The sequence below is a fragment of the Pseudomonas sp. NFACC08-1 genome (genome assembly GCF_900106735.1).
In the GTDB taxonomy this organism is placed as follows: Bacteria; Pseudomonadota; Gammaproteobacteria; order Pseudomonadales; family Pseudomonadaceae; genus Aquipseudomonas; species Aquipseudomonas fluorescens_Q.
Genome location: NZ_FNNL01000001.1, coordinates 726,762 through 751,854 on the forward strand (window position 1 = coordinate 726,762; position 25,093 = coordinate 751,854).

At 61.2% G+C, this 25,093-nt stretch carries 20 protein-coding genes; 11 read left to right on the plus strand and 9 right to left on the minus strand.

Features of this window, described 5'->3' with window-relative positions; translation table 11 throughout:
* Window positions 1–66: 66 nt before the first annotated feature.
* Both BLU76_RS03380 and BLU76_RS03385 read right to left on the minus strand, forming a co-directional pair.
* Entirely contained in the window at window positions 67–774 is a 708-nt protein-coding gene (locus BLU76_RS03380; RefSeq protein ID WP_092146351.1) for a 3'-5' exonuclease, read from the minus strand.
* Window positions 771–2,705: a putative nucleotidyltransferase substrate binding domain-containing protein gene (locus BLU76_RS03385; RefSeq protein WP_305882106.1), complete on the minus strand. Its 1,935-nt coding sequence runs from the start codon at window positions 2,703–2,705 to the stop codon at window positions 771–773. Before BLU76_RS03385 ends, BLU76_RS03380 begins: the two co-directional genes overlap by 4 nt.
* A 258-nt stretch (window positions 2,706–2,963) precedes the next feature.
* On the opposite strand from BLU76_RS03385, the gene BLU76_RS03390 reads away from it, so the two are divergent.
* Window positions 2,964–3,410, plus strand: a complete 447-nt coding sequence (locus BLU76_RS03390; protein ID WP_003206256.1) for a response regulator — start codon at window positions 2,964–2,966, stop codon at window positions 3,408–3,410.
* A gap of 228 nt (window positions 3,411–3,638) precedes the next feature.
* Here the strand turns inward: BLU76_RS03390 and BLU76_RS03395 are convergent, their stop codons facing one another.
* On the minus strand, window positions 3,639–5,816 hold the full coding sequence (locus BLU76_RS03395) for a malate synthase G (protein ID WP_092221511.1): 2,178 nt from the start codon (window positions 5,814–5,816) through the stop codon (window positions 3,639–3,641).
* Between the two features lie 514 nt (window positions 5,817–6,330).
* Between BLU76_RS03395 and BLU76_RS03400 the strand changes: the two genes are divergently transcribed.
* Window positions 6,331–6,849: a glycine cleavage system transcriptional repressor gene (locus BLU76_RS03400; protein ID WP_072342365.1), complete on the plus strand. Its 519-nt coding sequence runs from the start codon at window positions 6,331–6,333 to the stop codon at window positions 6,847–6,849.
* A gap of 217 nt (window positions 6,850–7,066) precedes the next feature.
* Here BLU76_RS03400 and rarD read toward each other — a convergent pair whose 3' ends face one another.
* From rarD to BLU76_RS03425, 5 genes are all read right to left on the minus strand, one after another.
* On the minus strand, window positions 7,067–7,954 hold the full coding sequence (gene rarD / locus BLU76_RS03405) for an EamA family transporter RarD (RefSeq protein WP_092221513.1): 888 nt from the start codon (window positions 7,952–7,954) through the stop codon (window positions 7,067–7,069).
* 204 nt (window positions 7,955–8,158) lie between these two features.
* Window positions 8,159–9,133 (minus strand): serine/threonine protein kinase, encoded by a 975-nt coding sequence (locus BLU76_RS03410; RefSeq protein ID WP_092221515.1) that lies wholly within the window; start codon window positions 9,131–9,133, stop codon window positions 8,159–8,161.
* Window positions 9,134–9,344: 211 nt separating this feature from the next.
* Complete coding sequence (locus tag BLU76_RS03415) at window positions 9,345–11,240, minus strand: PhoX family protein (protein ID WP_092221517.1); 1,896 nt, start codon at window positions 11,238–11,240, stop codon at window positions 9,345–9,347.
* Between the two features lie 66 nt (window positions 11,241–11,306).
* On the minus strand, window positions 11,307–12,071 hold the full coding sequence (locus BLU76_RS03420; protein WP_092221519.1) for a TOBE domain-containing protein: 765 nt from the start codon (window positions 12,069–12,071) through the stop codon (window positions 11,307–11,309).
* Between the two features lie 58 nt (window positions 12,072–12,129).
* Entirely contained in the window at window positions 12,130–12,870 is a 741-nt protein-coding gene (locus tag BLU76_RS03425; RefSeq protein ID WP_092221521.1) for a ComF family protein, read from the minus strand.
* Window positions 12,871–12,961: 91 nt separating this feature from the next.
* Between BLU76_RS03425 and bioB the strand changes: the two genes are divergently transcribed.
* The 6 genes from bioB (at window position 12,962) to BLU76_RS03455 (ending at window position 17,978) form a co-directional block, all read left to right on the plus strand.
* Entirely contained in the window at window positions 12,962–14,017 is a 1,056-nt protein-coding gene (gene bioB, locus BLU76_RS03430; protein ID WP_092221523.1) for a biotin synthase BioB, read from the plus strand.
* Between the two features lie 161 nt (window positions 14,018–14,178).
* Window positions 14,179–15,357 carry an 8-amino-7-oxononanoate synthase gene (gene bioF, locus BLU76_RS03435; RefSeq protein WP_014340549.1) on the plus strand — a complete coding sequence of 393 codons (1,179 nt, stop codon included), beginning with the start codon at window positions 14,179–14,181 and terminating at the stop codon, window positions 15,355–15,357.
* Window positions 15,350–16,081 (plus strand): alpha/beta fold hydrolase, encoded by a 732-nt coding sequence (locus tag BLU76_RS03440; RefSeq protein ID WP_092221525.1) that lies wholly within the window; start codon window positions 15,350–15,352, stop codon window positions 16,079–16,081. The genes bioF and BLU76_RS03440 overlap by 8 nt, the downstream gene beginning before the upstream one ends.
* Window positions 16,074–16,886: a malonyl-ACP O-methyltransferase BioC gene (gene bioC / locus BLU76_RS03445; protein ID WP_092221527.1), complete on the plus strand. Its 813-nt coding sequence runs from the start codon at window positions 16,074–16,076 to the stop codon at window positions 16,884–16,886. The genes BLU76_RS03440 and bioC overlap by 8 nt, the downstream gene beginning before the upstream one ends.
* Entirely contained in the window at window positions 16,883–17,563 is a 681-nt protein-coding gene (gene bioD, locus BLU76_RS03450; protein WP_092221529.1) for a dethiobiotin synthase, read from the plus strand. The genes bioC and bioD overlap by 4 nt, the downstream gene beginning before the upstream one ends.
* A 118-nt stretch (window positions 17,564–17,681) precedes the next feature.
* Window positions 17,682–17,978 (plus strand): hypothetical protein, encoded by a 297-nt coding sequence (locus tag BLU76_RS03455; RefSeq protein WP_063324082.1) that lies wholly within the window; start codon window positions 17,682–17,684, stop codon window positions 17,976–17,978.
* 59 nt (window positions 17,979–18,037) lie between these two features.
* Here BLU76_RS03455 and BLU76_RS03460 read toward each other — a convergent pair whose 3' ends face one another.
* Entirely contained in the window at window positions 18,038–19,303 is a 1,266-nt protein-coding gene (locus BLU76_RS03460) for an NHL repeat-containing protein (protein WP_092146371.1), read from the minus strand.
* A gap of 279 nt (window positions 19,304–19,582) precedes the next feature.
* On the opposite strand from BLU76_RS03460, the gene BLU76_RS03465 reads away from it, so the two are divergent.
* The 3 genes from BLU76_RS03465 (at window position 19,583) to BLU76_RS03475 (ending at window position 24,909) form a co-directional block, all read left to right on the plus strand.
* Window positions 19,583–21,388, plus strand: a complete 1,806-nt coding sequence (locus tag BLU76_RS03465; protein WP_092146373.1) for a phenylacyl-CoA dehydrogenase — start codon at window positions 19,583–19,585, stop codon at window positions 21,386–21,388.
* A 343-nt stretch (window positions 21,389–21,731) separates the two neighbouring features.
* Window positions 21,732–23,021, plus strand: a complete 1,290-nt coding sequence (locus tag BLU76_RS03470) for a GGDEF domain-containing protein (protein WP_072342400.1) — start codon at window positions 21,732–21,734, stop codon at window positions 23,019–23,021.
* 91 nt (window positions 23,022–23,112) lie between these two features.
* Complete coding sequence (locus tag BLU76_RS03475; RefSeq protein ID WP_092221531.1) at window positions 23,113–24,909, plus strand: acyl-CoA dehydrogenase C-terminal domain-containing protein; 1,797 nt, start codon at window positions 23,113–23,115, stop codon at window positions 24,907–24,909.
* Window positions 24,910–25,093 lie beyond the last annotated feature (184 nt).

Genomic DNA, 25,093 nt, shown 5'->3' on the forward strand with positions numbered 1-25,093 from the left:
TGAGGCCGGGTTCTGCGTGGGAGCGAGCTTGCTCCCACAGGGTAGTGTGTTCATCTTCAAGGTGAGTCAAAGCGAAGGCGCTTGCTGCCGCCGTTTCCATTGGCTCAGCCGTTGTTGCAGGTCAAGCGGGCTCAGGATCTGTTGCTGGCGGGCGCGGCTGAACAGGATCAGCGCCAGTTCTGCCGTGGCCAGGGCGTCGGCACTGGCGTTATGGCGGTCGAAGACTTGCAGCTTGAACCAGTCGATCCACTCGTCCAGGCCCGACTTGCGCAGGTTGGCCTGGGGACAAAGCATCGGGGCCAGGTCCGCCACGTCGAGGAATGAATGCTGCAGGCGATAGCCCAAGTAGTCTTTCAAGGCGCGCCCGAGCATGTGGGAATCGAACGGCGCGTGAAAGGCCAGCAGCGGACTGTCGCCGACGAACTCCATGAACGCCAGCAGCGCCTCGGCCGGGTCGCTGCCGGCGGCAATGGCGCTGGGCGCCAGGCCATGGATCAGCACACTGGGTCCGAGTTTCTGTTTATCGCATTGCAAGGTGCGTTCGAACTGCTGGCTGAAGTCGATGGCGCCGTCTTCGATGACCACCGCGCCGATGGACAGCACCTGGTCCTTGTTCAGGTTCAATCCGGTGGTTTCCAGGTCCAGCACGACCCAGCGTTGTTCCCGCAGATCGCATTCACCCAAGGCTGAAGCCGCCGGCAGGCGTTCCAGGCGCCTCTGCATTTCTTCGGACAACATTGGTTGGGCTGGGCGCAACCAGGAAAAAATGCTCACAACTGATACCTCAGCGTCAGGCTGCTTTGCAGGCGTTGGGCCTGGCGCAGGGATTCGCGCAGGATACGTCGGTCCAGATGGTTGAGGCTGTCGGGGTCGACGCGGTTGGAGTAGGGCAGGTTCTCGCGGGTTTGCAATTGATGTTGCTGCATGCGGGTCTGTTGAATGAAGTGATAGGCCTCTTCGTAGGCTGCGCCATCGAGCGGTTCGATCACTTGCTTGTCGACCAATTGCCGCAAGCGCTCCAGGGTATTGTTGGCTTCGATGCCGTTGGCCAGCGCCAGCAGACGGGCGCCGTCGACGAAGGGCGTCAGGCCTTGCACTTTCAAATCGAGGGTGGCTTTTTCGCCGTTCTTGCGACTCAGCACGAAATCCCGGAAGCGGCCCACGGGCGGGCGGTGGCGCAGGGCGTTTTCGGCCATCATGCGTTGGAACAAACGGTTATCGGCCACTTGATCGAGGATCTGCCGGCGCAACTGCTCGCAGCCTTGCTCATCGCCCCAGACCACCCGCAGGTCGAAATAGATGCTCGAGCCCAGCAGGTTTTCCGGGGTTGCTTCGCGAATGAATGCCGAAAAACGCCGGGCCCATTCAGCTCGGGACAGACACAGCTCGGGGTTGCCGGCCATGATGTTGCCCTTGCACAAGGTGAAGCCGCACAAGGCCAGGCTCTGGTTGATCTGCTGGGCGATGGGCAGTAGCAGGCCGCGAATCTGCGCGGCATGGGCGGCGTCCCGGGCCTCGAACAAAATGCCGTTGTCCTGGTCGGTGTGCAGGGTTTGTTCGCGCCGGCCTTCACTGCCGAAGCACAGCCAACTGAACGGCACGCCTGGGTCACCTTTGTCGATCAGGGTCAGCTCGATGACCCGGCATACGGTGTGATCGTTGAGCAGGGTGATGATGTGGGTGATCTGGGTCGATGACGCGCCGTGGGCTAGCATGCGTTCCACCAGTTGGCCGATCTCGCCGCGCAGGGCCACGAGGTTTTCCACCTTGGGCGCGTTGCGAATGGTCCGGGCCAGGTGCACCAGGTCGACGCGCTGCAAGGAAAACAGATCGCGCTCCGACACCACGCCACACAGGCGTTGGTCCTTGACCAGGCAGACGTGGGCGATGTGCCGTTCGGTCATGGCGATGGCCGCATCGAAGGCGCTGTGGTCCGGCGAGAGGAAAAACGGTGCCTGAGTCATGTGTCCTACGATGGCTTGGGAAAAATCCCCGGCCCCATCGGCCACCACCTGCCGCAGGTCGCGCAAGGTGAAGATTCCCACCGGAGCTTTCTGTTCATTAACCACCACGATGCTGCCGACCTGCTGGTCGTGCATCAGCTTCACGGCTTCGCGCAGCGGCGTGTCCGGGCTGCAACTGACTGGATGGCGCATCGCCAGTTCGCCCAGTCGCGTGTTGAGGGAATACTGGGTGCCCAGGGTTTGCGCAGACTTTTGCTGGACCTGTTGATTGACCTGGTCGAGCAGGCTGCTGACCCCGCGCAGGGCGAAGTCGCGAAACGGGCCGGACAGGGCGAACAGCTTGATGAAGGCCAGTTTGTTCAACTGCAGGCAGAACGTGTCTTCGCCGGCCCGGTGTTCGGTGCGCGTGGCCCGTTCGCCCAGCAGCGCGGCGAGGGGGAAACATTCGCCGGTGGTGATTTCGAAGGTCGTCTCGGTTCCACCCTTGGCCGTATGCGGACGTTCACCTACCACCCGGCCTTGCTTGACGATGTAAAAGTGCTCCACCGGGCCGTCGGCTGGTTTGATGATGGTTTCGCCCGGGGCATAAAAACGCAGCAGGCATTGCTCCACCAGATAGGCCAGGTGAGCGTTTTCCATCTGGTTGAACGGTGGGAAACGCTGGAGAAACTGCAGTGTCCCCTGGATGTTTTGCAACACCGCGGTTTTCCCTGCCTGGGTGAAGGCGTCCGCTTTTTTCATAACCATTACGCAGTCTTTTTTGAATTGTTGTGGTCGATCTGTTCTCCCATGGTCGGCCCCTCAGAGCGGGGTGCCCATTGGACGTAAGTCTAGGTCGCGGCCTAGGGGTGAACTTACGGAAAAAACCTACGCCAGGCGTCAGAAAAATCTTCATTAAATGTTCTTGGAAAAAAATCCGACGAAGTGCACATTGAAGCGCCGCAGAACGATGTCTGACCACTGTGCCAGGGGATCGATTTAAAGAACGTAGAGAGCACCATGTCCGACCACGATATTTTGAGTGACGCCGAGCGCGAGGCGCTGAGTGCCGTCATGCTGGAACCCGACCTGCCGCCGCAGCGCGTCTTGATCGTCGATGACGACAAGGACGCTCGTGAGCTGCTGTCGGAGATCCTGGCGTTGGACGGGATTCACTGCATGACCGCCGCCAGTGGTGAAACGGCACTCAAGATGCTGGAAACCAAGCCATCGATCGGCCTGTTGATCACCGACCTGCGGATGGGCAATGTTGATGGGCTGGAACTTATTCGCCTGGTGCGCGAGTCTCCGCGGGCGGCGCTGCCGATCATCATCGTATCGGGCGATGCCGACGTGAAGGACGCCATCGAAGCCATGCACCTGAGCGTGGTGGACTTTCTGCTCAAGCCGATCGATACCGACAAGTTGCTGGGGTTGGTCAAGCATGAGTTGGGGATGGATCTCTAGCCTGTCGTGAGAATGGCGCTATCGGGTGCTTTTGTGGCGAGGGAGCTTGCTCCCGCTCGGTTGCGCAGCGACCGCAGTGCAGGTCAATAAGATTCCGAACGCTGGAAAAGGGTCTGCTTCGCAGCCCAGCGGGAGCAAGCTCCCTCGCCACAAAAGCGCTCATGTATTTGCAAATGAAAAAGCCCTGATCTTTCGATCAGGGCTTTTTCGTTGTCACGCGCTGCTCAATCACAACCCATTGGCTGCCTTGAACTCACGACGACGACGGTGCAACACCGGCTCGGTGTAGCCGTTAGGCTGCTTCGTGCCTTCGATCACCAGCTCGACCGCCGCCTGGAAGGCGATGTTGCGGTCAAAGTCTGGTGCCAGCGGACGGTACAGCGGGTCGCTGGCGTTCTGGCGGTCGACCACCGGCGCCATGCGCTTGAGGCTTTCCATCACCTGGTCTTGGGTAATGATGCCGTGGCGCAGCCAGTTGGCGATGTGCTGGCTGGAGATACGCAGCGTCGCACGGTCTTCCATCAGGCCGATGTCGTTGATGTCCGGCACTTTGGAGCAGCCCACGCCCTGGTCGATCCAGCGCACCACGTAGCCAAGGATGCCCTGGGCATTGTTGTCCAGTTCGTTCTTGATCTGCTCCGGCGTCCAGTTCGGGTTGACGGCCAGCGGGATGGTCAGGATGTCGTCCACCGATGCGCGCGCGCGCTTGGCCAGCTCGGCCTGGCGGGCGAACACGTCGACCTTGTGGTAATGCAGCGCGTGCAGGGCCGCGGCGGTCGGCGAGGGAACCCATGCGGTGTTGGCGCCGGCCAGCGGATGAGCGATTTTCTGTTCGAGCATCGCCGCCATCAGGTCCGGCATCGCCCACATGCCCTTGCCGATTTGCGCACGGCCTTGCAGACCGGTGCTCAAGCCGATGTCGACGTTCCAGTTCTCATACGCGCCGATCCACTTCTCGGCTTTCATGTCGGCCTTGCGCACCATCGGGCCGGCTTCCATGGAGGTGTGGATCTCGTCGCCGGTACGGTCGAGGAAGCCGGTGTTGATGAACACCACGCGCTCGCTGGCGGCCTTGATGCAGGCCTTGAGATTGACCGTGGTACGGCGTTCCTCGTCCATGATCCCGACCTTGAGGGTATTGCGCGGCAGGTTCAGTACGTCTTCGACACGGCCGAACAGCTCGTTGGTGAACGCAGCTTCTTCCGGACCGTGCATCTTCGGCTTGACGATGTACACCGAGCCGGTGCGGCTGTTGCGACGGCTGGTGTTGCCGTTGAGGCTGTGGATCGCTGCCAGGCTGGTGATCAGGCCGTCGAGAATACCTTCCGGCACTTCGTTGCCGTGCTGGTCCAGGATCGCGTCGATGGTCATCAGGTGGCCGACGTTACGCACGAACAACAGCGAGCGGCCGTGCAGGGTCACGCTCGAACCGTCGACGGCGGTGTAGACACGGTCGGGGTTCATGGTGCGGGTGAACGTCTGGCCGCCTTTGGCGACTTCTTCAGCCAGGTCGCCTTTCATCAGGCCGAGCCAGTTGCGGTAGATCACCACTTTGTCATCGGCATCGACGGCGGCGACCGAGTCTTCGCAGTCCATGATGGTGGTCAGCGCGGCTTCCATCAGGATGTCTTTGACGCCAGCGGCGTCAGTCTGGCCGACCGGGGTGCTGGCATCGATCTGGATTTCGAAGTGCAGGCCGTTGTGTTTCAACAGCACGGTGGTCGGTGCCGAGGCATCGCCCTGGAAGCCGATCAACTGGGCATCGTCACGCAGGCCGCTGTTGCTGCCGCCCTTGAGGGTGACCACCAGTTTGCCGTCGACGATTTTGTAAGCAATGGAGTCGACATGGGAGCCGGCCGCCAGGGGCGCGGCTTCGTCGAGGAAGGCACGGGCGAAGGCGATGACCTTGTCGCCGCGGACCTTGTTGTAGCCTTTGCCTTTTTCCGCGCCATCGGCTTCGCTGATGGCATCGGTGCCGTACAGCGCGTCATACAGCGAACCCCAGCGGGCGTTCGATGCGTTGAGGGCGAAGCGGGCGTTCATCACCGGCACTACCAGCTGCGGGCCGGCCATGCGGGCGATTTCGTCATCGACGTTTTGGGTCGTAGCCTGGAAATCCGCCGCTTCTGGCAGCAGGTATCCAATGTCTTGCAGGAAGGCTTTGTAAGCCACGGCGTCGTGGGCCTGGCCAGCACGGGCCTGGTGCCAGGCATCGATCCGCGCCTGGAAATCATCGCGTTTGGCGAGTAGGGCTTTGTTCTTCGGCGCCAGGTCGTGGATGACCTTGTCGGCACCGGCCCAGAACGCGTCGGCGGTGAGGCCGGTTCCGGGAATGGCTTCGTTATTCACGAAGTCGAACAGGACTTTGGCGACCTGCAGGCCACCGACTTGAACGTGTTCAGTCATTGCTTGCCTCACTCTGCTCAGCTATTTCGCTTTTCAGCTCTTCGATTTTGACAATGAAGCCTCGGGACATTTAAAGCACAAACCCCGGAACCAGTACATGCCATCGCTGGCGGCTGGGTGGTAAGCCTTGCTGACGGGGCTTTTCAGGGATGCGACTGCGCCTTAAGCAGACATCGGTACAACGTTATGTAGTGCTCGCTGCGGCATACTACATGATCAATTGCGGTTGTGAAAATTAGACTAATTGCGTCGTTCCGCGACCGACTAAAGCAGTACAGTCACGGCGCGGTATAGGATGTTCTCAAAAAAGCGGATCATTGTTCCAGATAAATCTAATTAATGTACACATTGTCCCGTGGCGAGGGAGCTTGCTCCCGCTGGAGTGCGAAGCGCTCCCCTATTTAGGGGGGCTACTGCGTAGCCCAGCGGGAGCAAGCTCCCTCGCCACGAAAGCAGGGCGGTGCCGATTCATGGCTTGCCTATACTGTCCCTTCCCCAACAAGAGGACTGCGCCATGGACCACCTCGTCATCACTGTTTTCGCCCCGGACAAGCCCGGGCAGGTCGAGCGCATTGCCGATTGCATCGCCGACCACGGCGGTAACTGGCTGGAAAGCCGCATGTCGCGCCTGGCTGGGCAGTTTGCCGGGATCTTGCGAATCGGCGCTCCCGCCGAGGCCCATGAGGAACTGATAGAAGCCTTGCAGGGGTTATCGACTTACGACATCCGCGTGTTGATCGCTGAAAGCGCCCTCGAGGAGTCCTGCACCTGGAAACCCATCACCATGGAGCTGGTGGGCAACGACCGTCCCGGCATAGTGAGGGACATCACCCGGCTGTTGAGCGAGCAGGGCGTCAATGTCGAGCGTCTGGTGACTTACGTCCGGCCGGCGCCGATGAGCAGCGAGCTGCTGTTCCACGCCGAAGCGATCCTGGGGGTGCCCTTGACCCTGTCGCTGGAGACGTTGCAGGAACGCCTGGAGACCCTGGCCGATGAGTTGATGGTGGAGCTCAAGCTCAGCGACGAAGCGTGACGAAGGTTATCCAAGGAAAAACTGCGCCTGCCTGTGGATAACCTGTAGAGACCCGGCTCCAGCCCAAGCCCGCCGGGCCTCGGCGAGGAATGCTCAAAAAATCATCAGTTTTCAAGGGCTTGTGCACAAACGGCGGGGATCACGCTGTGGATAACCTTGGGAAGGATGAGCGCAGGCCACGCCAGACGTGGCCTGTAGAGGTTTGTGCGTTTTTTGATCAGCTGCGCCGACGCATGCTGATCACCGCATCGACGCTGTACACCGCCAGCCCGGCCCAGATAAACAGGAACGCCACCAGTGTGCTGGACGACAGGTGCTCACCAAACAGCATCACGGCGAGCAGCAGCACCAGCGTCGGCGCGATGTACTGGAGAAAACCGATGGTCGTGTAGGGCAAATGCCGTGTTGCGGCGTTGAAGCACACCAACGGCACCAGCGTCACGGGGCCTGCCGCCACCAGCCACCAGGCTTCGGAGGTGGTCCAGAACGCCGCCTGGGCACTGGTGGCCGTGGGATTGAACAGCAACCAGGCAATGGCGATCGGCACCAGCATCCAGGTTTCTACCACCAGCCCCGGCAGGGCCTTGACCGGTGCCTGCTTGCGGATCAACCCGTAGAAGCCGAAGGTCAGCGCCAGCACCAGTGACACCCAGGGCAGGCTGCCCACTTGCCAGACCTGCTGCGCCACGCCGACCGCCGCCAAACCCACCGCCAGCCATTGCATGCGGCGCAGGCGCTCGCCGAGGATCACCATGCCCAGCAGCACGTTCACCAGCGGGTTGATGTAGTAACCCAGGCTGGCTTCGAGCATGCGCTCGTTGTTCACCGCCCAGACGTAGGTCAGCCAGTTGGCTGCGATCAGCGTCCCGCTCAGGGCGAGGATCGCCAGGCGCTGTGGGTTGTCCCGCAGTTCGCGCCACCAGCCCGGGTGTTTCCAGACCAGCAGCAACGCCGCGCCGAACAGGGCCGACCACAGCACCCGATGGATGATGATCTCCACCGACGGCACGCTGGCGATGGCCTTGAAGTAGATCGGGAACAGACCCCAGATGATGTAGGCACTCAGGCCCAGGATATACCCGCGACGCGGGTTGGCGGCTTGCATGCAGAATCCTTGCTTAGGCAGCTAACAAAGGCGTGATTGTAAGGAGATTTGTCGGGTCGTGCTGTGAACCTTTGTGAGCGTTTCACTGCAATTCCTTGCGGGAGCGAGCTTGCTCGCGATAGCGGTGGATCAGTCGACAAGGGCGTCGAATGTTCGATCGCAATCGCGAGCAAGCTCGCTCCCAGAGGGGATCCGCAGTGGTCGTCAGAACAGCTTCAACGGCTCTTCATTGAGCGCCGCCAGTTGCTCGCGCAACGCCAATACCTGGTCGCCCCAGTAACGTTCGCTGCCGAACCACGGGAAGCTGCGGGGGAACGCCGGGTCGTCCCAGCGCCGCGCCAGCCAGGCGCTGTAGTGCATCAGGCGCAGTGCCCGCAGTGGCTCGATCAGTGCCAGTTCTCGCGGGTCGAAGTCGTGGAACTCTCGGTAGCCGTCCATCAGTTCCGACAGTTGGCCCAGGCATTCCTGGCGATCGCCGGCGAGCATCATCCACAAATCCTGCACCGCCGGGCCCATGCGGCAGTCGTCCAGGTCGACGATGTGGAACACCTCGTCGCGGCACATCATGTTGCCGGGGTGGCAATCGCCGTGCATGCGGATGTTCTTGTGGGGCGTGGCGGCGTAGACCTCTTCGACGCGCTTGAGCAGATCCCTGGCCACCGACTCGTAGGCCGGCAGCAGGCTACGAGGAACGAAGCCGCTTGCCAGCACAGTGGCCAGTGAATCGTGGCCGAAGTTTTTCACGCCCAAGGCTTCACGATGCTCGAACGGACGGGTCGCCCCGACTGCGTGCAGGCGCCCGAGCAATTGCCCCAGGCGATAGAGCTGGTCGAGGTTGCCCGGCTCCGGTGCACGACCGCCGCGACGGGGAAACAGGGTGAAACGAAACCCGGCGTGTTCGTGCAGGCTGGTGCCGTTGTGGATCAGCGGCGCGACCACGGGCACTTCGTATTCGGCCAGCTCGAAGGTGAAGCTGTGCTCTTCCAGGATCGCTTCGTTGGTCCAGCGCTGAGGGCGATAGAACTTGGCGATCAGCGGCTCGGAATCTTCGATGCCGACCTGATAGACGCGGTTCTCGTAGCTGTTGAGGGCCAACACGCGGGCGTCGCTGAGGAAACCGATGCTTTCAACGGCATCGAGTACCAGGTCGGGCGTGAGGGTTTCAAACGGATGGGACATGCTGACTCCTGCGCAGCGGCAGGGCTGCCGCGTTCGGCCCAGCATGGTAGCGCAAAGCAGCCTGGATTGATCGGTGAGACTTGCACCGTTGTGGCGAGGGAGCTTGCTCCCGCTTGGGTGCGAAGCGCCCATAGAAGAAGGGGGCGCTGCGCAACCCAGCGGGAGCAAGCTCCCTCGCCACGAAGTGTTATGTCCCCGGTCCAGACAAGGGTCAGGCGCCGATGACCCCGCCATCCTCGCGGGTAATCACCATCACCGACGACCGCGGCTTACCGTTGGGCAAGTGCTCGGGGAAGGTTGAGCCGCCGCTGGGATGCTGGATCCCGACGAACATAGCCTTGTAGTCCGGCGAGAAGCTGATCCCGGTCACTTCGCAACCCACCGGCCCGACCATGAAACGGCGGATTTCACCGCTGTTGGGATCGGCGCAGAGCATCTGGTTATTGCCCATGCCGGCGAAGTCCCCGGCGTTGCTCGAGTCGCCATCGGTCTGGATCCACAGGCGTCCGCCTTTGTCGAAGCCCAGGCCATCGGGGCTGTTGAACATGTTCTGTGGATTGATGTTGGAGGAACCGCCCTTTGGCGTGCCGGCATGGACTGTCGGGTTGCCGGCGACCACGAACAGGTCCCAGGCGAAGGTCTTGGCGGCGTGATCGTCGCGGTCGGTGCGCCAGCGCAGGATCTGCCCGTAGACGTTCTTGGCCCGAGGGTTTGGCCCGTCCACTGGTAGGCCAGCATCGCCGCGCTTGGAGTTGTTGGTCAGGGTGCAATAGACCTGGCCGTCTTTCGGGCTGACCACGATCCACTCAGGGCGGTCCATGCGGGTGGCACCCACGGCGCTGGCGGCCAGGCGTGCATGGATGAGTACTTCGGCCTGGTCGGCGAAACCGCTGCTGGCGTCGAGGCCGTTCTTGCCATGGGTCAGCTCGATCCACTGGCCTTGGCCTTTGGGATGGTCCGGGTTGCCGTCGCCGGCATCGAAGCGCGCGACATACAAGGTGCCATGGTCCAGCAGGTTGCGATTGGCCTTGGCGTTCTTGTGATTGATGCGCTCGCGGCTGACGAACTTGTAGATGAATTCGCCACGCTCATCATCGCCCATGTACACCACGGCGCGACCGTCATTGGTTTGCGCCAGGGCGGCGTTTTCGTGTTTGAAGCGGCCCAGGGCGGTGCGTTTTACCGGGGTGGATTGCGGATCGAACGGGTCGATTTCCACTACCCAGCCGTGGCGATTGAGTTCGTTGGGGTTCTTCGCCAGGTCAAAGCGCGGGTCGTGCAAGTGCCAGTTGATTTCACTGCTGGTGACTGTGGCGCCATAGCGTTTCTGGGCCGCGTCGAACTGCAGGTCCGACTTGCTGCTGCCGAAGCAGTCAGTGAAGTTCTCTTCACAGGTCAGGTAGGTGCCCCAAGGCGTCATGCCGTTGGCGCAGTTCTGGAAGGTGCCCAGCACTTTCTTGCCGCTCTTGTCTGCGCTGGTTTTCAGCAGGTCGTGCCCGGCAGCTGGGCCACGCAGGCGAATCGGTGTGTTGCCGTGGATCCTGCGGTTGTAGCGCGATTCCTGGACGAATTGCCATTGGCCGCGCCGACGCTGGATTTCGATCACCGAGACGCCTTCGCTGGCCTGGGCCTTGCGCACGTCTTCGGCCGACTGTGGCTGGCCGCCATGAGGGAACAGATATTGGTAGTTGGTGTATTCGTTGTTGATCGCCATCAGCGCCCGGTTGTTGTCGCCGGGGAACGGGAACAGGCTCATGCCGTCGTTGTTGTCGCCGAACTGCACTTCTTGTGCGCGGGCGGTGCCGTTGCCACTGGGGTCGAACGCCGGTGCATTTTTCTGCAGGGGTTGGCCCCAACTGATCAGCACCGAGGCTTTGTAGCCCTGCGGCAGCGTGATGGTGTCGGCCGTGGCGGCGGCGATGCTGTTGAAGCCCAGCAGCCGGCTGTTGCCTTCGCTCACGGCGGCGGCCAGCACGCTGCGGCTCAGCAGGTTGCCGCCCAGGAACATCGCCGCGCCGCATAGGGCGCCGGCGCTGATGAAACTGCGCCGGCTCAGGCCGACGATCTTTTCCAGGTCGGTGGATTGGTTTTCTTCTAATAGGCTCATCTCAGGCTCCCTGCTGGTTTTGGCAGTCACCTTAAAGCGGGTCGATGAAACTATTGTTGCAACACGCTACAGCGGTGTGCCGAGCAGCACATTTGTCGCTGAAAACGTCACTTGCACCGGTGAGCCGCCTTCCAAATGCTGCTTTTGTAGCTCAAGCGGGTCGGCCAGGGCGCACAGCGTCTGGCCGTTAGGCAGGCTGATGCGCACTTCGCTGGGGCCGTCTTCGGCGGCGTCGACCTGTTCGATCATGCCGCGCAGTGTATTGATCCGCGGTTTTTCCACTTGCTCGACAGGGTGTAATTCCAGCCAGCCGGCCTTGATCAGCGCCACCACGTTGGTGCCGACATCCAGCTCCAGGCGCAGCGTGCTGTCGTGGGTAATCTGGGCTTCGATGACCAGGCCCCGGGCCAGCTCCAGGCGTACCCGGTCGTTGTGCCCCTGGGCCTCGATGCCCAGGACCTTGCCATACAATTGATTACGGGCGCTGGTGCGCAGCATCAGGCGACTGAGCAGGCCCAGGTCGTCGGCATCCTCGCTCGCTTCCAATAGTTGTGTCTGCAGCGCTTGCAGGCGCAGATACAGGCGCAGCACGCGTTGGCCTTCCTCCGACAGCCTGGCGCCGCCACCGCCCTTGCCGCCAACACTGCGCTCCACCAACGGTTGGTCGGCGAGGTTGTTCAACTCATCGATGGCATCCCACGCCGCCTTGTAGCTCAGGCCCGCGCTCTTGGCGGCGCGGGTGATCGAACCTTGTTCGGCGATGTGCTGCAACAGGGCGATGCGTTGTGGTCGCCGAGCGATGTGCTGGGTCAGAAGCGTGGGCAAGGACATGACGGAAAACTGCGTGCAAAGGTCGATGAGCGGACGTTGGCGCCTTGGGCGTGGCGCGTCAAGCCGACTCTCCGGGTTTCGGCGTGCGAGCGAGGCAGTACACATCGACCCGCGCAGCGCCGGCATCGAGCAGCAGGGCGGCCAGCGCCTGGGCGGTGGCGCCCGTGGTGAGCACGTCGTCGACCAACGCCAAGTGACGGTTGTGCAACGCAGCCTGGGGTGCCAGGGCAAAGGCCTGACGCAGGTTTCGCCGCCGAGCCCTGGCATCGAGTGCCTGTTGGGCGGGGGTGTCCTGGGTGCGTCGCAGCAGGTGTTCTTCGCAAGGGATCGCCAACGGCCCACTGAGCCAGCGGGCCAGCAGCGCTGCCTGGTTGAAACCGCGCTGGCGCAAACGCCGGGTCGCCAGTGGCACCGGGACCAGTGCGTCGGGGCGTTCCAGCCCTTCGTCGAAATGATGTTGCAACGACTGCGCGAGCAGGTCGCCCAGCAGTCGGCCCAGGGGCCATTTCGCCTGATGCTTGAAACGGGTGATCAAGCTGTCCACCGGGAAGTCGTAGGCCCAGGGCGCCAGGACCCGTTCGAAGGCCGGCGGCTGCGCGGCGCATTGTCCGCAACGCAGCCCGGCCATGGGCAGCGGCAAGGCACAGACGCTGCATTGATCGCCGAGCCAGGGCAGCTCGCTTTCACAAGGGGTGCAGATAGGCTGCGGCGTATCGGTGCTTTCGCCGCACAGCAGGCAGGATTGTTTGTTTTTTAACCAGATGTAAACCTGTCCTTTGTATCGTGGTTGACAGCGCATGACTCTTCCTTAAATATGCCGAACATCCGTGTCGCGCCTGTGGGTATTCCATGTCCCCAGGCGCCAGCCAAGCATAATCAAGGAAATGCCCATGAGCGCCAGCACCACTGCCAACCTGCGTCATGACTGGTCTTTGGCCGAAGTCAAAGCACTCTTCGTCCAGCCATTCAATGACCTGCTGTTCCAGGCGCAGACCGTGCACCGCGCGCACTTCGACGCCAATCGCGTCCAGGTTTCCACGCTGCTGTCGATCAAGACCGGCGCCTGCCCGGAAGATTGCAAATATTGTCCGCAGTCCGGTCACTACAACACCGGCCTGGATAAAGAGAAATTGCTCGAAGTGCAGAAGGTCCTCGAAGAGGCAGCACGGGCCAAGGCCATCGGTTCGACCCGTTTCTGCATGGGCGCGGCCTGGAAACATCCGTCGGCCAAGGACATGCCGTATGTGCTGGAAATGGTCAAAGGCGTGAAGGCCATGGGCCTGGAAACCTGCATGACCCTGGGCCGTCTCGACCAGGAACAGACCGAAGCGCTGGCCCAGGCCGGCCTGGACTATTACAACCATAACCTCGACACCTCGCCGGAGTTCTACGGCAGCATCATCACCACCCGCACCTACAGCGAGCGCCTGCAAACCCTGGCCTATGTGCGTGATTCGGGGATGAAGATCTGCTCGGGCGGCATCCTCGGCATGGGCGAGTCCCTGGACGACCGCGCCAACCTGCTGATCCAACTGGCGAACCTGCCGGAGCACCCGGAATCGGTGCCGATCAACATGTTGGTCAAAGTCGCCGGCACGCCGCTGGAGAATGCCGATGACGTCGATCCGTTCGATTTCATCCGCATGCTCGCCGTGGCGCGGATCATGATGCCCCAGTCCCATGTGCGGCTGTCCGCCGGCCGTGAAGCGATGAACGAGCAGATGCAGTCCCTGGCGTTCCTGGCCGGTGCCAACTCGATTTTTTACGGCGACAAGCTGTTGACCACCGCCAACCCACAAGCCGACAAGGACATGCAGTTGTTCGCACGCCTGGGCATCCAGCCCGAAGCCCGCGAAGAACATGCCGACGAAGTGCACCAGGCAGCGATTGAACAGGCGCTGGTGGAGCAGAAGAGCAGCGAGCAGTTCTACAACGCCGCTGTCTGACCACTCACCGATACCCGGATTGGAATGCAAGACCCTGTGGGGGCGAGCTTGCTCGCGATGGCGATGGAACATTCGCATTGATGTCGACTGACACACCGCTATCGCGAGCAAGCTCGCTCCCACAAGGGGCTTTGGCCAGTCTTTAAACAGTTGAGGCCTGCATGCCCTTCGATCTCGCCGCACGCCTGGCTGCCCGTCGTGCCGACAACCTCTATCGCCAGCGCCCGCTGCTCGAAAGCCCGCAGGGCCCGGAAGTGGTGGTGGACGGCCAGCCGTTGCTGGCGTTCTGCAACAACGATTACCTGGGCCTGGCCAATCACCCGCAAGTGATCGAAGCCTGGCGCGCCGGGGCGCTCCGTTGGGGTGTCGGGGGGGGCGCCTCCCATTTGGTGATCGGCCACAGCAGCCCTCACCACGCCTTGGAAGAAGCCTTGGCCGACCTGACCGGCCGCCCGCGGGCGTTGCTGTTCACCACCGGTTACATGGCCAACCTCGGTGCGGTCACCGCGCTGGTGGGGCAGGGCGACACGGTACTGGAAGACCGCCTCAATCATGCCTCGCTGCTCGACGCCGGCCTGTTGTCTGGTGCGCGTTTCAACCGTTACCTGCACAACGATGCCCAGAGTTTGGCCAGCCGCCTGGAAAAAGCCACCGGCAATACCCTGGTGGTTACCGATGGCGTGTTCAGCATGGACGGCGACATCGCCGACCTGCCGGCCCTGGCCCGTGAAGCCAAGGCCAAGGGCGCCTGGCTGATGGTCGACGATGCACACGGTTTCGGCCCGTTGGGAGCCAATGGCGGCGGTATCGTCGAGCATTTTGGCTTGAGCCAGGATGACGTGCCGGTGTTGGTGGGCACCCTGGGCAAGGCCTTTGGCACCGCCGGGGCTTTTGTCGCCGGCAGTGAAGAACTGATCGAAAGCCTGATCCAGTTCGCTCGCCCCTACATCTACACCACCAGCCAACCGCCGGCCCTGGCCTGCGCCACGCTCAAGAGCCTTGAGCTGCTGCGCAGCGAGCATTGGCGGCGCGAGCACTTGCAGGTGCTGATTCGTCAGTTCCGCCAGGGCGCCGAGCAGATCGGCCTGCAATTGATGGACAGCTTCACGCCGATCCAGCCGATCCTGATTGGCGATGCGGGACGGGCCATGCGTTTGTCGCAAATGCTGCGTGAGCGCGGGCTGATGGTCACGGCGATCCGCCCACCCACCGTACCGGCTGGCAGCGCCCGTTTGCGCGTGACCCTGACCGCTGCTCACAGCGAAGCCCAGGTGCAGCTATTGTTGAATGCACTGGCCGAGTGTTTTGCCCTGTTGGGACCGGAGCCAAGCGATGCGTGACCGACTGATATTGCTGCCGGGCTGGGGCTTGGGCGTTTCACCGCTGGAGCCGCTGGCGGCAGCGTTGCACGGGCTCGACGAACACTTGCGAGTGGAAATCGAACCGTTGCCGGCGTTGCTATCGAACGATCCGGATGAATGGCTCGAAGAATTGGACGCCACCGTGCCCCAGGATGCCTGGCTGGGCGGTTGGTCCCTGGGCGGTATGCTGGCCTCGGCGCTGGCGGCGCGTCGGGGTGAGCGCTGCTGCGGCCTGCTGACCCTGGCGAGCAATCCGGCCTTTGTTGCCCATGAGCAATGGCCGAGTGCGATGGATGGAGCAACCTTCGATGGTTTTCTCGCCGGCTGTGCGGCCGATCCACGCCAGACCCTCAAGCGCTTCAGTTTGCTGTGCGCCCAGGGCAGCAGCGACCCACGCGGGTTGTCGCGGTTGTTATTGGCCGGGGCGCCGGGCACATCGCCCGAGGTCTTGATGGCCGGGCTCGAACTGTTGGCGCAATTGGACACTCGCGCCGCATTGCAGCGCTTTCGTGGCCCGCAATTGCATCTGTTTGCCGGGCTCGATGCCCTGGTGCCGGCCGAAGCCGCGGGTGAGTTGCTGGTCTTGCTGCCGGATGTCGAAATCGGCCTGATCGAACAGGCCGGCCACGGATTCCTTCTGGAGGACCCGCACGGTGTCGCGGGGGCGATCCAGGCTTTTTTGCATGAGTCCGGCGATGACTGATCTGTCTCTTCCCAAATTGCCCGGTGCCTTGCCCGACAAGCGCCAGGTGGCGGCTTCGTTTTCCCGGGCGGCAACCAGCTATGACAGCGTGGCCGAACTGCAGCGCGACGTGGGCCAACAGTTGCTCGGGTGCTTGCCGTCTTCGTTTATCCCACAACGTTGGCTGGACCTGGGCTGCGGCACTGGCTATTTCACCCGGGCCCTGGGCGCGCGTTTTGGCGTGGATTCCGGCCTGGCGTTGGACATCGCCGAAGGCATGCTCAACCATGCTCGTCCCCAAGGTGGCGCTGCGCATTTTGTCGCGGGTGATGCTGAGCGGTTGCCTTTGCAAGCGGCGAGCTGTGACCTGGTGTTCTCCAGCCTGGCGGTGCAATGGTGTGCGGATTTTGCCGCGGTGCTGAGCGAGGCCCATCGTGTGTTGAAACCGGGTGGGGTGTTTGCCTTCACCAGCCTTTGTGTAGGAACTTTGTACGAATTGCGCGACAGTTGGCGTCAGGTGGATGGCTTGGTGCACGTCAATCGTTTCCGTGGGTTCGAGACGTATCAACACCTTTGCGCGGACAGCGGGCTGAATGTCGTCAGTCTGGAAAACCGTCCCCATGTGCTGCATTACCCCGACGTGCGCAGCCTGACGCATGAATTGAAAGCCTTGGGCGCCCACAATCTGAACCCTGGCCGCCCCGGCGGCTTGACCGGCAGGGCGCGGATCCTGGCGCTGGTTGAAGCTTATGAGCAGTTTCGTCAGGCGCTGGGACTGCCGGCGACTTACCAGGTGGTCTACGCCGTTTTGGAGAAACCGCTATGAGCCAGGCCTACTTCATTACCGGCACTGACACCGACGTGGGCAAGACCACCGTCGCGGCAGGCCTGCTGCATGCTGCGCGACAGGCTGGCATGAGCACGGCTGCCGGAAAACCCGTGGCCTCTGGCTGCGACGTGACGCCCAAGGGCCTGCGCAACGCCGATGCCTTGGCCTTGCTGGCCGAATGCTCGATACCGTTGACGTATGCACAGGTCAATCCGGTGGCGTTCGAACCGGCAATAGCGCCGCACTTGGCCGCTCGGGAAGCGGGCGTTGCGTTGACGGTGCAGTCGCTACTCGGCCCGATGCGCGAAGTGCTGGCGCTGGGCGCCGACTTCACCTTGATCGAAGGCGCGGGTGGTTGGCGCGTGCCGCTGGCCGGCCAGGACAATCTTTCCGATCTGGCGATCGCGCTGGGCTTGCCGGTGATTCTGGTGGTGGGCGTACGCCTGGGTTGCATCAGCCACGCGTTGTTGACCGCCGAGGCTATCGCCCATGATGGCTTGCAGCTTGCCGGTTGGGTCGCGAACATCGTCGACCCGGCCACCTCGCGCCTGGAAGAAAACCTGGCAACCTTGGCCGAGCGACTTCCGGCGCCGTGCCTGGGCAGGGTGGCGCGGATTCAGAGCGTGACGGCCGAAGCCGTGGCCGGACACCTGCAACTGGATCTGCTGGACTGAGTCCCGCCAAGGTTTTGCCTATGACGCGGCACTGTGCCATTAGTGTTTTTGTCGGGCCTTTTCCCGGGGCTTCTGATTCAATGGCCACTGTCGATCCTTCAAGAAGACGAGCTCTGCCATGGAAATCTCAGGAAGTACCGCGTTCTATGCCGGTCTGAGCACGATTCAGACAGGGCAGAACCGCGTCGATCAGGCCTCCAGCCAGATCGCCAACAATACGATCGAGCGTTCGGTCACCAGCCAGTCGTCCGAAGTCCAGGTCGATCGCCTGCGTTCGGTGGACCGTAGCCAGCAATCGGACGTGGCCAGCAACATGGTCGATATGGCCCAAGGCAAGTTCCAGGTGCAACTGGGTGTTAATGTCGCCAAGGCATCCGACGAAATGCTCGGTACATTGATCGATACGTTTGCCTGAACGTCGTTAGGCAAATGCACTCAACGCTTCATGCCGATTTGAGTGCATACCATCCCGCCTCATGAGCTTCCGATGTATCCCCAGATCGTTGGGGTAATTGCGCTACCAACTCCAGAGCTGCCTGCAATAACAACCCGCCCCAAGGGTTGGACTGTCACATCTGCACAGTCGCCGGGGCTTTGCGCCAAAAAGAAGCCCTCTAACTGTCCGCTCTGAGTCACGCGCTCGTACTGCCTCAGGTTTACACCCGCCGAGACGGCGGTACCTACCACCACGATTCTGCCGTCCAGTTGCAGAGTCATCGAGTTGTGGCTCAGTTTGTTTAAAGTGCGAGAAATCAGTAGCGGTTCACCGTTATTGAAACTTCCATCCATTTCACCGTTCGCTTCCAATCTGACAAGTAAGCCGCTTTGCAGGTCGTCTGGAGCGTTGGCGTAGCCGGCGACGAGAATCTTGTCGTCATTCTGGACCAGCACGCGGGTAACGATCTCCGGCTTAAAGCGCTCTGCAGGCAGCAATTGCGCGGCCTCTCCTTCAACAACGATATCGGCGAAACCGTTATTACCAAAGCTAAGGTCCAATTCGCCTGTCGGCATGTAGCGAGCAACGGTTCGCGTCCTCAGGGTTTCGTCCAGGCGTCGCCAACTGCCAGCCACAATGATCTTGCTATCCCTTTGTACCTGCACATTACAGGCGAAGCTTGCGTGGTCATGGAATCGGATATCGATGAAGCCGCGGCCTGCGCCGAAGCCAGTATCAAGTTCCCCGTTGGGTTGCAGGCAAAACAGGCGACTAAGCGATGCTTCTGGTTTTTCTTCGTCAGGAAAAAGGAAGTAAGTGGCGCAGATCAATATTTTTTGATTTTTTTGCAGGCATCCATCTACGAGTTTGTCATTCCATATCGACCCATGGTTTGCATTGACGGGGCCAGGGAGGCTCCTACGACCGAACACGATGTCATGACCGCCATTTGCAAGAAAACGCACCGCCGCCGGGTTCCACTCGCTGTTTTTTGACGAAGCTCCGATGAGCAGGATTTTCTCATCCTCTTGCAGCAATACGCGTGTCGGCCAGCTCTTGTCGCCATCCCGGAAATTCCAACCAATTTCCTGGAACGCCTCGTCCCTGGTCCCGTTAGGCAGGTAGCGCGTCAGTGCAAAATGATCCTGGAGTTGCAAGGCAAAGACCAATTTGGCTTCCCTGTCGTGAGCAATCGTGGTGGCGCTACCTCGTTCATTGAATTGAATATAGCCATCTGTACCAAATTTCCGGTCCAGTTCGCCTGGTATGCGATTCGAACTGTCTCCTGCGGATTGAGTGGCCATGTGCTTTCCTCCATTGGGAACTAGTCTGGACCGAAACGGCGCTGTTCTGTGCCTCGGAGTCAGTACACCAGTTTTCTCGCAAAGCCGAACCTGTAAAGGTTGACAGTCGTGGCGTTGGTCCGCGCCAAGCGCGATCAATTTCAAGACGAGGGACGAGTGGTAACGGATCGGTGCTTGACAAGATTTCGGCGTAAACGTATGTTTCAAACAACTGTTTGATCGCTACAACAAATCCACGCGGTCGTTCATTCCCGGTTACATCAGCAGAGGTTTATCGCTATGCCTGACTACAAGGCCCCCTTGCGTGATATTCGCTTCGTTCGTGACGAACTGCTTGGCTACGAAGCGCATTATCAGAGCCTTCCGGCTTGCCAGGACGCAACTCCGGACATGGTTGACGCCATTCTCGAAGAAGGCGCCAAGTTTTGTGAGCAGGTGCTGGCGCCGCTGAACCGCGTGGGCGACCTCGAAGGCTGCACCTGGAGCGAGTCCGGTGTGAAGACCCCGACCGGGTTCAAGGAAGCCTACAAGCAATTCGTCGAAGGCGGCTGGCCAAGCCTGGCCCATGATGTCGCGCATGGCGGTCAAGGCCTGCCGGAATCCCTCGGCCTGGCAGTCAGCGAGATGGTCGGTGAAGCCAACTGGTCGTGGGGCATGTACCCGGGCCTGTCCCATGGCGCGATGAACACCATTTCCGAGCACGGTACGCCTGAGCAACAAGAGGCTTACCTGACCAAGCTGGTGTCCGGTGAATGGACCGGCACCATGTGCCTGACCGAACCACACTGCGGCACTGACCTGGGCATGCTGCGCACCAAGGCCGAGCCTCAGGCCGATGGTTCCTACAAGGTTTCCGGCACCAAGATATTCATTTCGGCCGGCGAACACGACATGGCCGACAACATCGTTCACATCGTGCTGGCGCGCCTGCCGGACGCACCGGCTGGTACCAAGGGCATTTCGCTGTTCATCGTTCCCAAGTTCCTGCCTAACGCCGACGGCTCCATCGGCCAGCGCAACGCGGTGAGCTGCGGTTCCTTGGAACACAAGATGGGCATCCACGGCAACGCCACTTGCGTGATGAACTTCGACGCGGCCACCGGTTACCTGATCGGCCCGGCGAACAAAGGCCTGAACTGCATGTTCACCTTCATGAACACCGCACGCCTGGGCACCGCGCTGCAAGGCCTGGCCCACGCCGAAATCGGTTTCCAGGGCGGCCTGAAATACGCTCGCGACCGCCTGCAAATGCGTTCCCTGACCGGCCCGAAAGCGCCAGACAAGGCCGCTGATCCGATCATCGTCCACCCTGACGTGCGGCGCATGCTGCTGACCATGAAGGCCTTCGCCGAAGGTAACCGGGCGATGGTCTACTTCACCGCCAAGCAGGTCGACATCGTCAAGTACGGCGTGGATGAAGAAGAGAAGAAAAAGGCCGATGCACTGCTGGCGTTCATGACGCCGATCGCCAAGGCCTTCATGACCGAAGTCGGTTTCGAATCGGCCAACCACGGCGTGCAGATCTATGGCGGCCACGGCTTCATTGCCGAGTGGGGCATGGAGCAGAACGTTCGCGACAGCCGTATCTCGATGCTGTACGAAGGCACCACCGGCATACAGGCACTCGACTTGCTGGGCCGTAAAGTGCTGATGACTCAGGGCGAGGCACTCAAGGGCTTCACCAAGATCGTCCACAAGTTCTGCCAGGGCAACGAAGGCAACGAAGCGGTCAAGGAATTCGTAGAACCCCTGGCTGCGCTGAACAAGGAATGGGGCGAGCTGACCATGAAGGTCGGCATGGCGGCCATGAAGGATCGCGAAGAAGTCGGCGCCGCGTCGGTGGACTACCTGATGTACTCCGGTTACGCCTGCCTGGCCTATTTCTGGGCCGACATGGCGCGCCTGGCGGCGGAAAAACTCGCAGCCGGCACCACTGAAGAAGCCTTCTACACTGCCAAGCTGCAGACCGCGCGCTTCTACTTCCAGCGCATCCTGCCGCGTACCCGTACCCACGTGGCAACCATGCTGTCGGGCGCCAACAACCTGATGGACATGAAGGAAGAGGATTTCGCGCTGGGCTACTAAGCCTCACGCGCTTCTTCCAAAAGCCGCTGCTTCTTCGGGAGCAGCGGCTTTTTCATGCCTGCCACAAATTTGTATTCACCGCAGGCCCTTGTGGGAGCGAGCTTGCTCGCGATGGCGTTTGTTCAGTCAGTACCTTCATGGCTGACACACCGCTATCGCGAGCAAGCTCGCACACAGGGGCAACCAGGATCCTGAAACAATATTCATCCAACTCGACCCTAAGAAAACCGTCACCTCTGCCGTTACAGCGATGGCAGTGTGACATCTGTCACATCTCGCGTGCCTTACTGCTCCAGTTGCAGGCACAATGCCATCTTTGATCAGCCGGGTTGGAGCTTTACCCTTGCCGCGTTCTTCCGCTGTACGTTTCAGCCATTTCCTGCCGTCATTGCTGCTGTTGCTGGCGGGGCTTGCGGCTGCCTACGTCAAGGATCTCAACGTTTTCTTCACCTCGCTGTTCAACGTGCTCCCGACACTGGTGTTGTTGCTGGGTGGGGCGTATTGCGCGGTCTACCGACGTCAACGTGAGCTGTTTCTGATGGTCACGGTGTACATCGCCTATTTCCTGCTGGACACCCAGACTGACTTCTATCGCGATAACGGCAAGGTGCGCGAAGACGCGGCGGTGGTGTTCCATCTCGTTTGCCTGTTGTTGCCGCTGTTGTTCGGGCTGTTCGCCGCGTGGCAGGAGCGCACCCATCTGTTCCAGGACATGGTGGCGCGGTTCGCGGTGTTGCTGGTCTTTGGCAGCGTGGCGCTGGCCCTGGAGCAAAGTTACCCCCAGGCCTTGCTGTTGTGGCTTTCGGAGATCCGCTGGCCGGCGTTGCACGGTGCCTGGATGAGCCTGATCCAATTGTCTTACCCGATGTTCGCCGCCGCGTTCCTGCTGCTGGCCTGGCAATATTGGCGCAACCCCCGGCCACTGCATGCTGCGCAATTGGTGGGGGTGCTGGGGTTGTTCTGGATGTTGCCGAAAACCTTCATCCTGCCGTTCACCTTGAACATCATGTGCAGCCAGGTGATGTTGATGATCGCGGCAGCGGTCGCCCATGAGGCCTATCAAATGGCCTTCCGTGATGAACTCACCGGCCTGCCGGGCCGTCGGGCGCTGAACGAACGCATGCAGCGCCTGGGCCGCAATTATGTGCTGGCGATGAGTGACGTGGACCACTTCAAGAAATTCAACGACACCCACGGCCACGATGTGGGTGACCAGGTCCTGCGCCTGGTGGCCAGCAAATTGTCGAAAATCGGCGGTGGCGGTAGGGCGTATCGCTACGGCGGTGAGGAATTTGCCCTGGTGTTCGCAGGCAAGACCATCGACGAGTGCATGCCCCATCTGGAAGTCATTCGCCAGTCCATCGAGACGTACGCCATCCAACTGCGCAACCCTGACAGTCGTCCCCAGGACGACCAGCAAGGCCGCCAGCGTCGCTCCGGTGCCGGTGCGTCCAGTGTCTCGGTGACGGTCAGCATCGGTGTCGCGGAACGCCTCGAGCAACGCACGCCTGAAGAAGTGCTCAAGTCCGCCGACCAGGCGCTCTATAACGCCAAGGGCGCGGGGCGTAACTGTGTGATTGCCTTCGGGCAGAACCGCCGCGGTGCGGTGCGCATGGAGGCTGCCGCGGGTTGAGTGATGACGGCGCATTCAGCGTCTGGACTGTGATTGTGGGCCTGGGTGGCCGGCAGTAGGTTGAAACGATCTGCTACCGGAGAAAACCACCATGCCCGAGTACAAAGCCCCACTGCGCGACATGCGCTTTCTGATCGATCACGTCTTCGATTTCCATGGTCGCTATGCCGAGCTGGGCGCCAGCGACGCAAGCCCGGACATGGTCAGCGCGATCCTCGAGGAAGGTGCCAGGTTCTGTGAGAACGTGCTGGCGCCGCTCAATCGCTCCGGTGATGAAGAGGGTTGCCATTTCGACAACGGTGTAGTCACGACGCCGACAGGTTTCAAGCAGGCTTTCGCACAGTATGTGGAGGGCGGCTGGCATGGGCTGGCGGCGGACCCGGCGTATGGCGGCCAGGGCTTGCCTAGCTCCCTGGGCCTGGTCATCAGCGAGATGATCGGCTCCAGCAACACATCTTGGGGCATGTACCCGGGCCTGACTCATGGCGCCATGTCGGCGATTCATGCCCACGGCACGGCAGAACAGAAACAGACCTACCTGAGCAAACTCACCGCCGGCCAGTGGACTGGCACCATGTGCCTGACCGAAGCCCACTGCGGCACCGACCTGGGCATCATCAAGACCCGCGCCGTGCCCCAGGCCGACGGTAGCCATGCGATCTCCGGCAGCAAGATCTTCATTTCCGCCGGCGAACACGACATGAGCGATAACATCATCCACCTGGTGCTGGCCAAGTTGCCGGACGCTCCCGCCGGGACCAAGGGCATCTCGCTGTTCATCGTGCCCAAGTTCCTGCCCGACGCCAGGGGTGAGGCAGGGGCGCGCAATAGCGTGTCCTGTGGTTCGATTGAACACAAGATGGGCATCAAGGCATCGGCCACCTGTGTGCTGAATTTCGATGAGGCCAAGGGGTTCCTCATCGGCGAGCCGAACAAGGGCCTCAATTGCATGTTCACCATGATGAACCACGCCCGGCTCGGCACTGGCATGCAGGGCCTGTGCCTGGGCGAGGCGAGCTTCCAGGGCGCCATCAGGTACGCCAACGACCGTTTGCAGATGCGCGCGCTGACCGGCCCCAAGGCGCCGGAAAAAGTCGCCGACCCGATCATCGTCCATCCCGATGTGCGCAGGATGCTGCTGACCATGAAAGCCTTCAACGAAGGCAATCGGGCGCTGACCTATTTCACCGCGCAATTGCTCGATACCGCGCACCTGAGCCCGGACGAAACCGCCCGCCAGGAGGCCGAGGACCTGCTGGCGTTCCTCACGCCGATCTGCAAGGCCTTCATGACCGACACCGGGCTGGAGGTGACCAACCACGGCATGCAAGTGTTTGGCGGTCACGGCTTCATTCGTGAGTGGGGCATGGAGCAGTTGGTGCGAGATTGCCGCATCGCGCCGATCTACGAGGGCACTAATGGAATCCAGGCCCTGGATCTGCTGGGACGCAAGGTGCTGGGCAGCCAGGGCAAATTGTTGCGAGGTTTCACCAAAATCGTCCATAAATTCTGCGTGGCCAATGCCGAACACCCGCAGCTCAAGGCGTACGTCGCGCAACTCGACGGGCTCAACCAGCAGTGGGGCGAGCTGACCACTCGGGTTGGCATGGCCGCCATGAAGAATCCAGATGAAGTCGGCGCCGCCTCCGTGGATTATTTGATGTACAGCGGTTACATCATCCTGGCCTACCTGTGGTTGCGCATGGCATTGGTGGCTCAGTCGCAACTCGACAGCGGCAACGGTGACGGCGATTTCTGCCAGGCCAAACTGGCGACCTGCGAGTTCTACTTCAAGCGGCTGCTGCCGCGTACCACCGCCCATCGGGCTGGGGTCGAGGCCGGGAGCGACTGCCTGATGAAGCTACCTGCAGAGTTGTTTGCCCTCTGACTGAACCCGTGGCGAGGGAGCTTGCTCCCGCTGGGCTGCGTAGCAGCCCTCCTTTGTGTGAGTGCTGCGCACTCAAGCGGGAGCAAGCTCCCTCGCCACCATCAACATTCAAGCCTGCATGTTGACTAAAAATAACAAAACAGTCACAGGTTGACTCTATGTGTCTCAAAAGTTGTTGGGGTAC